This is a genomic window from Streptomyces sp. NPDC003032 (assembly GCF_053591415.1).
This window is the reverse complement of sequence record NZ_JBSFTT010000006.1, coordinates 277,149-290,133: the sequence shown is the minus strand read 5'-3', so window position 1 is coordinate 290,133 and position 12,985 is coordinate 277,149. Positions and strand designations below refer to the sequence as shown.

At 70.8% G+C, this 12,985-nt stretch carries 12 protein-coding genes; 5 read left to right on the top strand and 7 right to left on the bottom strand.

All coding sequences use genetic code 11. The annotated features are described in order from the left end of the window. Positions 1 to 40: 40 nt before the first annotated feature. Positions 41 to 469, bottom strand: coding sequence for a Rieske 2Fe-2S domain-containing protein (locus tag ACWDZ7_RS11585; RefSeq protein ID WP_451796478.1), 429 nt, complete (start codon positions 467 to 469; stop codon positions 41 to 43). A gap of 214 nt (positions 470 to 683) precedes the next feature. Between ACWDZ7_RS11585 and ACWDZ7_RS11580 the strand changes: the two genes are divergently transcribed. Then, a complete protein-coding gene (locus tag ACWDZ7_RS11580) occupies positions 684 to 1,598 on the top strand; it encodes a carbohydrate kinase family protein (protein WP_451796477.1) in 915 nt (304 codons plus the stop codon). 80 nt (positions 1,599 to 1,678) lie between these two features. On the opposite strand, the gene ACWDZ7_RS11575 is transcribed toward ACWDZ7_RS11580, so the two are convergent. From ACWDZ7_RS11575 to uvrA, 3 genes are all read right to left on the bottom strand, one after another. After that, positions 1,679 to 2,041 (bottom strand): hypothetical protein, encoded by a 363-nt coding sequence (locus ACWDZ7_RS11575; RefSeq protein WP_451796476.1) that lies wholly within the window; start codon positions 2,039 to 2,041, stop codon positions 1,679 to 1,681. Between the two features lie 62 nt (positions 2,042 to 2,103). After that, positions 2,104 to 2,874 carry a crotonase/enoyl-CoA hydratase family protein gene (locus tag ACWDZ7_RS11570; RefSeq protein ID WP_451796475.1) on the bottom strand — a complete coding sequence of 257 codons (771 nt, stop codon included), beginning with the start codon at positions 2,872 to 2,874 and terminating at the stop codon, positions 2,104 to 2,106. Positions 2,875 to 3,022: 148 nt separating this feature from the next. Beyond that, positions 3,023 to 6,103, bottom strand: coding sequence for an excinuclease ABC subunit UvrA (gene uvrA, locus ACWDZ7_RS11565; protein ID WP_451796474.1), 3,081 nt, complete (start codon positions 6,101 to 6,103; stop codon positions 3,023 to 3,025). A 226-nt stretch (positions 6,104 to 6,329) separates the two neighbouring features. Here uvrA and ACWDZ7_RS11560 point away from each other — a divergent pair, with 226 nt between their 5' ends. Beyond that, complete coding sequence (locus ACWDZ7_RS11560) at positions 6,330 to 7,013, top strand: maleylpyruvate isomerase family mycothiol-dependent enzyme (protein WP_451796473.1); 684 nt, start codon at positions 6,330 to 6,332, stop codon at positions 7,011 to 7,013. Between the two features lie 10 nt (positions 7,014 to 7,023). Beyond that, positions 7,024 to 7,680 carry an MBL fold metallo-hydrolase gene (locus tag ACWDZ7_RS11555; RefSeq protein ID WP_451796472.1) on the top strand — a complete coding sequence of 219 codons (657 nt, stop codon included), beginning with the start codon at positions 7,024 to 7,026 and terminating at the stop codon, positions 7,678 to 7,680. 34 nt (positions 7,681 to 7,714) lie between these two features. Here the strand turns inward: ACWDZ7_RS11555 and aroQ are convergent, their stop codons facing one another. Further along, positions 7,715 to 8,194, bottom strand: a complete 480-nt coding sequence (gene aroQ, locus ACWDZ7_RS11550; RefSeq protein WP_451796471.1) for a type II 3-dehydroquinate dehydratase — start codon at positions 8,192 to 8,194, stop codon at positions 7,715 to 7,717. 76 nt (positions 8,195 to 8,270) lie between these two features. Here aroQ and ACWDZ7_RS11545 point away from each other — a divergent pair, with 76 nt between their 5' ends. Both ACWDZ7_RS11545 and ACWDZ7_RS11540 read left to right on the top strand, forming a co-directional pair. Next, complete coding sequence (locus tag ACWDZ7_RS11545) at positions 8,271 to 9,320, top strand: S66 family peptidase (RefSeq protein ID WP_451796470.1); 1,050 nt, start codon at positions 8,271 to 8,273, stop codon at positions 9,318 to 9,320. A gap of 62 nt (positions 9,321 to 9,382) precedes the next feature. Then, entirely contained in the window at positions 9,383 to 10,672 is a 1,290-nt protein-coding gene (locus ACWDZ7_RS11540) for an MFS transporter (protein WP_451796469.1), read from the top strand. 6 nt (positions 10,673 to 10,678) lie between these two features. Here the strand turns inward: ACWDZ7_RS11540 and ACWDZ7_RS11535 are convergent, their stop codons facing one another. Next, positions 10,679 to 11,779 carry a calcium:proton antiporter gene (locus ACWDZ7_RS11535; protein WP_451796468.1) on the bottom strand — a complete coding sequence of 367 codons (1,101 nt, stop codon included), beginning with the start codon at positions 11,777 to 11,779 and terminating at the stop codon, positions 10,679 to 10,681. Positions 11,780 to 11,852: 73 nt separating this feature from the next. Further along, a complete protein-coding gene (locus ACWDZ7_RS11530) occupies positions 11,853 to 12,857 on the bottom strand; it encodes a TerC family protein (protein WP_451796467.1) in 1,005 nt (334 codons plus the stop codon). Between the last annotated feature and the right edge of the window lie 128 nt (positions 12,858 to 12,985).

Here is a 12,985-nt window from a genome sequence, read left to right as displayed (position 1 = left end):
GGATCTCCGGAGGACTGCCGTGGGCTCCCGGCGGAAGAAGCTAAGCCGTCCCCTCCGGACCCGCGACGATCCTTCCGTTCTCCACCTTCACCGGCAGCTCGGGCAGCGGATCGACGGCCGGCTCGTGCAGCACCTTGCCGTTCATGGCGTCGAACTGGCTGCCGTGGCACTGGCAGATGAGCTTGTGCCCCTCCAGCTTGTTGATCGGGCACCGCGCGTGCGTGCAGATCGTGCTGTACGCCTTGTACTCGTCGTCGGAGATCCGGCTGACGACCACGTTCTGGTCCGTGTACAGCTTCGAGGCGCCCACCTTCACGTCGTCGGACTTCCCAAGGTCCACCGGCGCGGTCGGCGCCGACCGGTTCGATCCGCCGTCGCCCGATGAGCAGGCGGTGAGGCCGAGCCCGACGGCCGGGGCGAGAGCGGCGGCCCGCAGCACGGTGCGGCGGGCGGGGGGCGTGCCGGGCATGGTGTCTCCACAGGTCAGGGGCGTCGGTGACGGACCAGACGATACCGGCGCGGGGCCCTGGGACCGGGTCCGGCACGGGCGTGCCCGAGTGCTGCCCGCATCCGGCCAAAGGGCCGCGCACCGCCTAGCCTGAGCGGGACGCCGGGCGCGTGCCGCGCGGCCCGAGCCGAGCCGAGGCTGCGCGGCGCAGCGCAGTGTCCGAGAGGAACCGCCCGTGATAGTCGTCGCAGGAGAGGCCCTGATCGACCTCGTGCCGCAGGAGCCGGACCGGGGGGCCGGGCTGCCAGCGCTCGCGCCGCGCCTCGGCGGCGGCCCGTACAACACCGCCGTGGCGCTCGGCCGCCTGGGCTCGCCCGTCGCCTTCTGCTCGCGTGTGTCGCGGGACGTGTTCGGCGAGGCGCTGCTCGGCGGGCTGCGGGCCGCCGGGGTCGACCTCTCGTACGTCCAGCGCGGCCCCGAGCCGACGACGCTCGCCGTCGCCTCGATCGGCGCGGACGGCTCCGCCGGGTACTCCTTCTACGTGGAGGGCACGGCCGACCGCCTCTTCACCGCACCGGACCACCTTCCCGACGGCGTACGGGCGATGTCGTTCGGCACCTGCTCGCTGGTGCTTGAGCCGGGCGCGAGCGCGTACGAGGAGCTGCTGCGCCGGGCGGCGCGGCACGGGGTCTTCACGACGCTCGACCCGAACATCCGTTCGGCACTCATCCCCGACGCGGACGCGTACCGCGCACGGTTCAAGAGCTGGCTGCCGTCGGTCTCGCTGCTCAAGCTCTCACAGGAGGACGCCGACTGGCTCGGCGGCACCCCACGGGAGTGGCTGGCGTCCGGCCCCTCGGCCGTGGTGGTCACCCGCGGCGGCGACGGCCTGTGGCTGTACACACGGGACGGCACGGAGCTGCGCGTACCCGGCGAACCGGTCGACGTGGTGGACACGATCGGCGCGGGCGACACCGTCAACGCGGCGTTGCTGCATGGCCTCGCGGCACGGGACGCACTCTCGACGGACGCGTCGGCGGCCCTGAACGCCGAAACCTGGACGAACGTACTCCGCTTCGCGGCACGCGCGGCGGCAACCACCTGCTCCCGACCGGGCGCGGAGCCTCCGTACGCGGCGGAACTCCGCTAGCCCCGACACCGGCTCCCCTTCCGCGCCGGACGCGGGCACCTGGGCGCCCGCACTGCGCTTGGCGGCACACGCGACGGCCGTCACCTGTTCACGTCCGGGCGCGGAGCTTCATACGCGGCGGGCGCCGCCCTCGGCTGGACGGACGTACTGCCGTTCGCGCCGCACGCGGCGGCAACCACCTCCTCACGACCGGGCGCGGAGCCTCCGTACGCGGCGGAACTCGCCAGCCCCGACACCGGCTCCCGCTCCCTGCCGGACGCCGGCATCTGGGCGCCCGCACTGCGCTTCGCGGCACACGCGACGGCCGTCACCTGCCCATGGCCGGGCGTAGAACTCCGTACGCGGCGGAACTCCGCCAGCCCCGACGCCGGCTCCCGCTCCGTGCCGGACGCCGGTATCTGGGCGCCCGCACTGCGCTTCGCGGCACACGCGACGGCCGTCACCTGTCCATGGCCGGGCGTAGAACTCCGTACGCGGCGGGAGTTCCGCCAGCCCCGACACCGGCTCACCGCTCCGTGAACTCCCCATGCCGCCCCGCGCCCGCGGTGAAGCGGGCGGCGCCCTTGGTGGCCTCGGGCAGGGAGTGCAGGCCGTGTCGCAGCTCGACTGCCAGCGCCTCCTGTTCCGACAGGCCGACCTGTTCGAGGGCGGAGAGCCGGTCGTGCCGCAGGCAGGTCTGCGGGAACGCCGCGATCTCGGCGGCGAGGCGCTCGGCCGCGGTGCGCGAGGTGCCCGTGGGGACCGTGCGGTTGACCAGGCCCATACCGAGCGCCTCCGCCGCGTCCACCGGGCGGCCCGTCAGGATCAGGTCCATGGCGCGGCCCTCACCGATCAGGCGGGGCAGCCGCACGGTCCCGCCGTCGATGAGCGGGACGCCCCAGCGACGACAGAAGACGCCGAGGACAGCGTCCTCGTCGGCGACCCGCAGGTCGCACCAGAGGGCCAGTTCGAGGCCGCCCGCGACGGCGTGCCCGGAGATCGCCGCGATCACCGGCTTGGACAGGCGCATCCGGGTGGGGCCCATGGGGCCGTCGCCGGCACCGTCCTCCGTCACGTCGTTGCCGTCGGGGGTGCCGATGGCCTTGAGGTCCGCGCCCGCGCAGAACGTGCCGCCCTCGCCCCACAGGACGGCGACGGAGGCCTCGGGGTCGGCGTCGAAGGCGCGGAAGGCGTCGGCGAGGGCGCGGGCGGTCGGCCCGTCGACGGCGTTCCGCGCGGCGGGGCGGGACAGCACGACGGTCGTGACGGGGCCTTCGCGTTCAGTACGTACGGACATGGGGGCCAGCCGACCACGGGCTCGGACTCCGGACAAGACGACGTATGCGGGACCCGCCGCCGTGCCGGCCGGGCCGGGCGGCCCTACGCAAGAGCCCCACCCCTCAAGCTCAGAGGGGTGGGGCTCTTGCGACGGGGCGCCGGTCAGGTCAAGCCTTGCGGGCCCGCGTCGTCTTCTTCGCGGCGGCCTTCTTGGAAGCGGCCGCCTTCTTGGGAGCAGCGCTCTTCTGGGAAGCGGCCGCCTTCTTCGCGGCGGTGCCCGTCCTGACCGTGGCCGTCTTCTTCGTCGCCGTCGCGCTCGCGGCGACCGCCTTCTTGGTGGTCGCCTTCTTCGCCGGCGCCTTCTTCACCGAGCCCCGCCCCTGCGAGGGCAGCGCGTCGCTGATCCGGTCCGCCGAGATGATCTCCCGGAGGAACTTGCCGGTGTGGCTGGCCGGTACCCCCGCGACCTCCTCGGGCGTGCCCTCGGCGACGACCAGGCCGCCGCCGTTGCCCCCTTCGGGGCCCATGTCGATGACCCAGTCCGCGGTCTTGATGACATCGAGGTTGTGCTCGATGACGATGACCGTGTTGCCCTTGTCGACCAGGCCGGACAGGACCGTGATCAGCTTGCTGATGTCCTCGAAGTGCAGACCGGTGGTCGGCTCGTCGAGCACGTACACGGTCCGGCCCGTCGACCGCTTCTGGAGCTCGGAGGCCAGCTTCACGCGCTGGGCCTCGCCTCCGGAGAGGGTGGGCGCGGACTGGCCGAGGCGGACGTACCCGAGGCCGACGTCGTTGAGCGTCCTCAGGTGGCGGGCGATGGCGGGCACTGCCTCGAAGAAGGCGAGCCCCTCCTCGATCGGCATGTCGAGGACCTCGGCGATGGACTTGCCCTTGTAGTGCACGTCCAGCGTCTCGCGGTTGTAGCGCGCGCCGTGGCAGACCTCGCAGGGCACGTACACGTCCGGCAGGAAGTTCATCTCGATCTTGATGGTGCCGTCGCCGGAGCAGTTCTCGCAGCGGCCGCCCTTGACGTTGAAGGAGAAGCGTCCGGGGAGATAGCCCCGCACCTTCGCCTCCGTCGTCTCCGCGAAGAGCTTGCGGACGTGGTCGAAGACGCCGGTGTACGTCGCCGGGTTCGACCGCGGGGTGCGGCCGATGGGCGACTGGTCGACGTGCACGACCTTGTCGACGAGGTCGTCGCCCTCCACGCGCGTGTGGCGGCCGGGGACGGACCGGGCGCCGTTCAGCTCCCTGGCCAGGTGCGTGTAGAGGATGTCGTTGACCAGCGTCGACTTGCCGGAGCCCGAGACTCCCGTGACGGCCGTGAGGACGCCGAGCGGGAAGGAGACGTCGATGTCCCGGAGGTTGTTCTCACGGGCCCCGTGCACCGTGAGGTGCCGGGTGGGGTCGACGGGGCGGCGCACGTCCGGGATCGGGATGGCCCTCTTGCCCGAGAGGTACTGCCCGGTGATCGACTTGTCGTTGGCGAGCAGCTCCTTCATGGAGCCGCTGTGCACGACCTCGCCGCCGTGCTCGCCCGCGCCGGGGCCGATGTCGACGACCCAGTCGGCGACCTTGATCGTGTCCTCGTCGTGCTCGACGACGATGAGCGTGTTGCCCATGTCGCGCAGGCGTACGAGCGTCTCGATGAGCCGGTGGTTGTCGCGCTGGTGGAGGCCGATGGAGGGCTCGTCCAGGACGTAGAGCACGCCGACGAGGCCGGAGCCGATCTGGGTGGCCAGGCGGATGCGCTGGGCCTCACCTCCGGAGAGGGTGCCCGCGGCGCGGTTCAGCGAGAGGTAGTCCAGGCCGACGTCGACCAGGAAGCGCAACCGCTCGTTGACCTCCTTGAGGACCCGCTCGGCGATCTTCTTGTCGCGGGCGCCCAGCTTCAGCTCGGCGAGGAAGTCCGCGCAGTCGCTGATGGACATCGCGGAGACCTCGGCGATGGACTTCCCCATGACCGTGACGGCCAGGACGATCGGCTTGAGGCGTGTGCCCTCACAGGTGGGGCAGGGCACCTCGCGCATGTAGCCCTCGAAGCGCTCGCGGCTCGCGTCGCTCTCGGCCTCGCTGTGGCGGCGCTTGACGAAGGGGACGGCGCCTTCGAAGGCGGTGGTGTAGACCCGCTCGCGGCCGTACCTGTTGCGGTAGCGCACCTCGATCTGCGTCTTGTGGCCGTACAGCAGGGCCTTCTTGGCGCGCTGCGGCAGGCCGGCCCAGGGCATGTCGGTGGCGAACCCGAGGGCGTCGGAGAGCGCGTTCACCAGCCGGGCGAAGTAGTCCTTGGTGTGCCCGTGCGACCACGGGTGGATGGCGCCCTCGTCGAGCGACTTGTCCTCGTCCGGGATGATCAGCTCGGGGTCGACCTCCATGCGCGTACCGATGCCCGAGCAGTCGGGGCAGGCGCCGAAGGGCGAGTTGAAGGAGAAGGAGCGCGGCTCCAGCTCCTCGAAGGACAGGTCGTCGTACGTGCAGTAGAGGTGCTCCGAGTACATGCGCTCGCGCTCGGGGTCGTCCTCGGGGAGGTCGACGAAGTCGAGCACGACCATGCCCGCGGAGAGACCGAGGGCGGTCTCCACGGAGTCGGTCAGGCGGCGCTTGGCGGAGTCCTTCACCGTGAGGCGGTCGATGACCACCTCGATGGTGTGCTTCTCCTGCTTCTTGAGCGTGGGCGGCTCGGAGAGCTGGATGGTCTGGCCGTCCACCCGCGCGCGGGAGTAGCCCTTCGTCTGGAGGTCGGCGAAGAGGTCGACGAACTCGCCCTTGCGCTCGCGCACCAGCGGGGACAGGACCTGGAAGCGGCTGCCCTCGGGCAGCTCCAGGACCTTGTCGACGATGGCCTGCGGCGACTGCCGGGTGATGGGTCGGCCGCACTCGGGACAGTGCGGTTTGCCGACGCGCGCGAAGAGCAGGCGCAGGTAGTCGTAGACCTCGGTGATGGTGCCGACCGTCGAGCGGGGGTTGCGCGAGGTCGACTTCTGGTCGATGGAGACCGCCGGGGAGAGGCCTTCGATGAAGTCGACGTCGGGCTTGTCCATCTGGCCGAGGAACTGCCGGGCGTACGAGGACAGCGACTCGACGTACCGCCGCTGGCCCTCGGCGAAGATCGTGTCGAACGCGAGCGAGGACTTGCCCGACCCGGAGAGTCCGGTGAACACGATGAGGGAGTCACGCGGGAGGTCGAGCGAGACGTTCTTGAGATTGTGCTCGCGCGCGCCACGGACGATGAGACGGTCGGCCACGCCGGTCCGCACCTTTCTAGAGAGAGTGACAGGGACGAAACCCCGTCTTTCACAGACTAGGGCGAGCCACTGACAACGCCGGGCTGCTTCCCTGGTTCACCTTCAGAACAAACCCGGACCGTGAAGAATGCCCGATGCCACTCCCGACCATATAGCACGCACATTCGATTTGCGGGGTGACCTCGACACCTTCACCCGGACGTGTGACGGAGCTATCGTCGGGCGCATGATTGATCATGTGCGCGACCTGGCGTCTGTACGTGACGCGACCGAACGGCTGCTCAGCGCAGCCGCGGAACTGAACGACGGCGCGACCGCCGAACCGTCACGGCTGCCGGGCTGGACCCGCGGCCATGTCCTCGCCCACCTCGCGCGGAACGCGGACGCGCTGGTGAACGTCCTGGCCGGACGCCCGATGTACGTCAGCGCCGAGGCACGGGACGCCGACATCGAGCGGGACGCACCGAGGCCCCTGGCCGTGCAGCTCGACGACGTCCGGGAGAGCATGGCCCGCTTCGAGGCGCAGGCCGCCCTGCCCGCCGACTGGTCCCGCACCATCACGATGCGCAATGGAGTGACCGACTCCGCGTCGAGGGTGCCGTTCCGGCGGTGGGTCGAGGTCGAGCTGCACCACGTCGACCTCGGCACCGGGTACGAGCTGGAAGACGTGCCGGAGGAGTTCGTACAGCGGGAGATCGCCTTCCTGGCCGCACGCTTCTCCGGTAACCCCGATGTGCCGCCCACCCGGATCACGGACGGCACGCACGCGTGGAGCACCGGCCGCGAGGGCGACCCGGAGGTGACCGTCTCCGGCCCCGCACCGGACCTGGTCGGCTGGCTCTCCGGCCGCCGCGACGGCTCCGCGCTGAAGGCCGAAGGGGGCCTCCTGCCGGCCCTGCCCCCGCTATAGGGTGACGCCCATGACGTACAGCGGAGCGGTGAAGGTCGGCGGGGGCGCGGATGTGCACGAGCTGCCGGACCTGATGATTTCCAAGGTCGCGGTCGGGCCGATGGACAACAACGCGTACCTGCTGCGGTGCCGGGCCACCGGCGAGCAGCTTCTGATCGACGCGGCCAATGACGCCGAGACGCTGCTGACGCTGATCGGTGACGACGGCATCGCGTCCGTCGTCACCACGCACCAGCACGGCGACCACTGGCAGGCGCTCGCCGCCGTCGTCGAGGCGACCCGCGCGCGGACGTACGCGGGCCGCGAGGACGTCGAGGGCATCCCCGTGCCGACGGACGTACCGGTCGACGACGGCGACACCGTCCGCGTCGGCCGGGTCGAACTGACCGCCCGCCATCTGGTGGGCCACACGCCGGGCTCCATCGCGCTCGTCTACGACGACCCGCACGGCCATCCGCACGTGTTCACCGGCGACTGCCTCTTCCCGGGCGGCGTCGGCAACACCTGGAAGGACCCGAAGGCCTTCGCGAGCCTCATCGACGACGTCGAGACGAAGATCTTCGGGACGCTCCCTGACGAGACGTGGGTCTACCCCGGCCACGGCGACGACACGACGCTGGGCGCCGAGCGGCCGCACCTCCCGGAGTGGCGCGTCCGAGGCTGGTGAGCACAGGCGGCGCCGGTCGGCCGAGGGGTACGCGTCACGCCCCGGCGGCGACCAGCGCCGCCACCCGCTCCACCGCGAAGGCGTACCCCTGGACGCCACAGCCCGCGATGACACCGTCGGCGCGCTGCGAGACGTAGCTGTGGTGCCGGAACGCCTCGCGCTGGTGGATGTTGGAGATGTGCACCTCCACCACGGGCATCCCGTCACAGGTGTTGAGGGCGTCCAGGATCGCGACGGACGTGTGGGAGTAGGCCGCCGGGTTGATGACGATGCCCGCGTGGTGCTCGCGCGCCTCGTGGATCCAGTCGACCAACTCCCCCTCGTGGTTGCTCTGTCGCAGGTCCACCGTCCCGCCGTGCGCGGCCGCCGCCTTGGCGCAGAGGGCCTCGACGTCGGCGAGGGTGTCCGAGCCGTAGATCTCGGGCTGGCGCTGCCCGAGAAGGTTCAGGTTCGGGCCGTTCAGGATCATGATCGGGGCGGTGGCGAGGCCACGGGTACCGGTACTGGGGGTCATGGAGGAGGTCTATCACGCCTCCCGCGCGCGGGAACTCGCGTGCGCCCCCCGGGAGTACGACCCTACGCTGCCCCGCATGACTGCCGAGCCGCTGTACCCGCCCAAGCCCTCACCCGGTGACCGCATCGCCGTGATCTCACCCTCCAGCGGTCTTCCGGGACTCTTCCCGCTCCCCTACGAGCTGGGCCTCGAACGGCTCCGCAAGCAGTTCGGACTAGAACCGGTGGAGTACCCCTCGACACGGAAGATGGGCGCCACGCCGCGGGAGCGGGCCGACGACATCCACGCGGCGTTCACCGATCCGACGATCAAGGCTGTCGTCGCGAGCATCGGAGGCGACGACCAGATCATCGTACTGCCGCACCTGGACCGGGAGTTGATCCGCGCGCACCCGAAGCCGTTCTTCGGCTGGAGCGACAACACCAACCTGCTCGCCTACCTCTGGCAGTGCGGCATCGTCGGCTACCACGGCGCGTCCGTGATGTGCGAGCTAGGCCGGCCCGGCGCGATGGCACCCCTGACCGAGGAGTCGCTGCGCGCCGCGCTCTTCACCTCGGGACCCTACGAACTCCGCCCCGCCGACCGCTACCGCGACGTCGACCTGCCCTGGGAGGACCCCGCGACGCTCGCGCAGGAGCCGCCGACCGAGCCGGGCGGCGGCTGGCGCTGGCACCGGCCGGAGCGGGTCGTGGAGGGCCGTTCCTGGGGCGGCAACCTGGAGATCATCTCGTGGCTCCTGATGGCGGACCGTGAGATCGCGGGAGACCCGTCGGTGTACGACGGGTGCGTGCTGTTCCTGGAGACCTCGGAGGAACTGCCGAGCGCCGACGAGGTGTTCCGCATCCTGCGCAGCATGGGTGAGCGCGGGCTGCTGCGCCGCTTCCCCGCCCTCCTGATGGGGCGCGCCAAGGCCTGGTCCTTCACGCGCCCCCACGACGCGGACGCGAAGGCCGCGTACGCGCGTGAGCAGCGGGAAGCCGTGCTGCGGGCGCTGGACGCGTACGCCCCGGACACCATGGCGGTCTTCGACGTGGACTTCGGGCACACGGACCCCCAGCTGGTGATGCCCTACGGAGGCGCCGTACGGGTCGACGGGCCGGGGCGGCGCATCACCGTGACGTACTGAGCGACCCGATCACCTCCGTACGCCCCCCGTAACCACTCGTCACTCTGGGTAGTTGTCGCGGCATGCGCACCACTGAACCACCCTCCCTGCCGCGGCTCGCGGCGGCCTCGCTCGCCGGGACCGCCATCGAGTTCTACGACTTCTTCATCTACGGGACGGCCGCGGCGCTGGTCCTGGGCCCGTTGTTCTTTCCGACGTTCTCCCCGCTGGCGGGCACGCTCGCCGCCTTCGCGACCTTCGGCGTGGGGTTCGTGGCGCGGCCGTTGGGGTCGATCCTCTTCGGGCACATCGGTGACCGGCGCGGGCGGCGGCCCGTACTCGTCGGGTCGCTGCTCCTGACGGGCCTCGCCACGGTCGCCGTCGGCTGCGTACCGACGTACGAGTCGATCGGGATCGCCGCTCCCCTGCTCCTCCTTGTGCTGCGCTTCGTGCAGGGGCTCGGTCTCGGGGGCGAGTGGGGTGGCGCCGTGCTGCTGACGGCGGAGCACGCGCCCGCCGAGCGGCGCGGGCTGTGGGCGAGCTTTCCCCAGATCGGGCCCCCGGTCGGCTTTCTGCTGGCCAACGGCGTCATGCTGGTGCTCTCGGTGACCCTTTCCGACGCGCAGTTCGCGGCCTGGGGGTGGCGGGTGCCGTTCTGGGCGGCGGGGGTGCTCGCGGCGGCCGGGCTCGCGCTGCGCACCTCGCTCGCGGAGAGCCCGGACTTCCTGCGCGTGCGCGAGCACGCGCGCGTGCCGCTCGTCGAGGTGGTCCGCGGGCACTGGCGCCTGGTGCTCCTGACGGCGGGCGCGCTCGCCGTCGGGTACGCCGTCTTCTACGCGGTGACGACCTGGTCGCTCGCCTACGGAGTGGAGCGGCTCGGCGTGAGCCGCACGGTCATGCTGGCCTGCATCATGGCGGCCGTGGTGGTGAAGGGCGCCCTGACGCCCGTGGTGGCCGTGCTCGGCGACCGGTACGGGCGGCGGCCGCTGTGTCTGCTCGGGTGCGCCGCGTCCGCGCTGTGGATGTTCCCGATGATCGCGCTGCTCTCGACCGGGCAGCCGCTGCTGATCTTCCTCGGCTTCCTGGTGGCGATGCTCGCGTTCATCACGATGTTCGCCGTGATCGCCGCGTATCTGCCCGAGCTGTACGAGCCACGGGTGCGCTGCACGGGCGCCGCGGTCGGCTACAACCTCGGCGGGGTGCTCGGCGGCGCGCTCACGCCCATCGTGGCGACGGCGGTTGCGCGCGGGGAAGGCACTCCCTGGGGCGTGGCCGCGTATCTGTCGTGCATCGCCCTGCTGAGCCTCGGGTGCTTCGCGCTGCTCCCGGAGACACGGCCGGTGCGCGAGGTGGCGGCGCCGGTCACGGGCTGACCCGGCCTAGGGAGTGACCGCCAGTTCCAGGTACGCCGCGAACAGCACCAGGTGGACGCCGCCCTGAAGCGGTGTGGCGCGGCCCGGCACGACCGTGAGCGTGCCGACGATCACCGTGAGGACGAGCAGCACCATGTGGGTCGCGCCCAGGCCGAGCACGAGCGGCCCCGACAGCCAGACGGAGGCGACCGCGACGGCCGGGATGGTGAGGCCGATGCTGGCCATCGCCGAGCCGAGGGCGAGGTTCAGGCTGGTCTGCACGCGGTCGCGGCGGGTGGCGCGCACGGCCGCGATCGTCTCCGGGAGCAGCACGAGCAGCGCGATGATGACGCCGACCACGGCGTGCGGCATGCCCGCGTTCTCCACACCCGTCTCGATCGTCGGCGACACGCCCTTGGCGAGTCCGACCACGCCGATCAGGGCCAGCGCGAGCAGTCCGAGGCTGAGCAGTGCCTGCCGGGAGGAGGGGCCCTCGGCGTGGCTGTCGGCGTCGATGACCTGGCCCTGTTTGGTGAGGGGCAGGAAGTAGTCGCGGTGGCGCACGGTCTGGGTGGTCACGAACAGGCCGTACAGGATGAGCGAGGCGACGGCGGCGAAGGTGAGCTGGCTGGGGGAGAACTCCGGGCCCCGCCTGGTGGTGGTGAACGTCGGCAGGACCAGGCAGAGGGTGGCCAGGGTGGCGACGGTCGCGAGGGCGGCGCCGGTGCCCTCGGGATTGAAGACGGCGACGCGGTGGCGCAGGGCGCCGACCAGGAGGCAGAGCCCCACGATGCCGTTGCAGGTGATCATCACTGCGGCGAAGACGGTGTCGCGCGCCAGCGTCGAACTCTTGTCGCCGCCGTCGGCCATGAGGGTCACGATCAGCGCCACTTCGATGATCGTGACGGCGATGGCGAGGACGAGTGAGCCGAAGGGTTCGCCGACCCGGTGTGCGATCACCTCGGCGTGGTGGACGGCTGCGAGCACCGCTCCCGCGAGGACCAGTGTCACCACGGCGACGACCACGCCCGGCAGGTCGCGCCCCCAGGTGAGGGCGAGGAGGACGACCGCGAGGATCGGGACCACGGTCGTCCACTGCATGCCGAGCGCCCGGAGCCGAGTGACCATGACTCGATGCTGCCCCGGGCGCTCAGGTGTCGCTACTCGGTGCCGCCCCGCTGGGGAGGCGGCTCGGAGGCGGTCAGGCCTCGATGCTGTCCTTGGAGGTCTCCCCGGCGGCTTCGGCCTCGGCCGCCGCCTTCTGCGCCTGCTTCTTGGAGGCGATGAGGCTGGTGATCGTGGTGATCACCAGGACGCCGCAGATCACGGAGAGCGAGAGGGGGATGGAGATCTCGGGGACATGCACCCCGGACTCGTGCAGGGCGTGCAGGACGAGCTTCACGCCGATGAAGCCGAGGATCACCGACAGGCCGTAGCTGAGGTGGACCAGCTTCCTGAGCAGTCCGCCGATGAGGAAGTACAGCTGGCGCAGACCCATCAGGGCGAAGGCGTTGGCGGTGAAGACGATGTACGGGTCCTGGGTGAGGCCGAAGATCGCCGGGATGGAGTCCATCGCGAAGAGCACGTCGGTGGTGCCGATGGCGAGCATGACGACCATGAGGGGCGTCATGATCTTCTTGCCGTTCTTCCGGATGAAGAGCTTCGTGCCCTCGTACCGGTCGGAGACTCCGAACTTCTTCTCGACGGACTTCAGGAGGCGGTTCTCCTCCCAGTCCTCTTCGTCCTCGTCGGCACGCGCCTCCTGGATGAGCTTCCAGGCGGTGTAGATCAGGAACGCGCCGAAGATGTAGAAGACCCAGGAGAAGTTGGCGATGACCGCGGCGCCGGCGGCGATGAAGATCGCGCGCAGGACCAGGGCTATCAGCACACCGAACAGCAGGACACGCTGCTGGAGATGGGTCGGCACCGAGAACTTCGCCATGATCAGGATGAAGACGAAGAGGTTGTCGACGGAGAGCGACTTCTCGGTGATGAAGCCCGCGAAGAACTCGCCGGACGCCTGGCTCTCACCAGCGACCAGCAGGCCGACACCGAAGAGCGCCGCGAGGGCGATCCAGACGACCGTCCATATTCCGGCTTCCTTGATCGACACGTCATGGGGCTTGCGCCCGATGAAGAAGTCGATCGCGATCAGGGCACACAGACCTAGAACGGTCGTTACCCACAGGGTCATTGAAACGTCCACTGCGCCTCCGGCGTCGTACGGCTACTGATCAGCGTCGTCGCTGCCGGAGGTCTCTTCCACCCGAGGCGGTCACCGCCATGAGTCGGGCCGACGCCCCGGGACCGATGGCGGTCCGTATTGACGGGTAC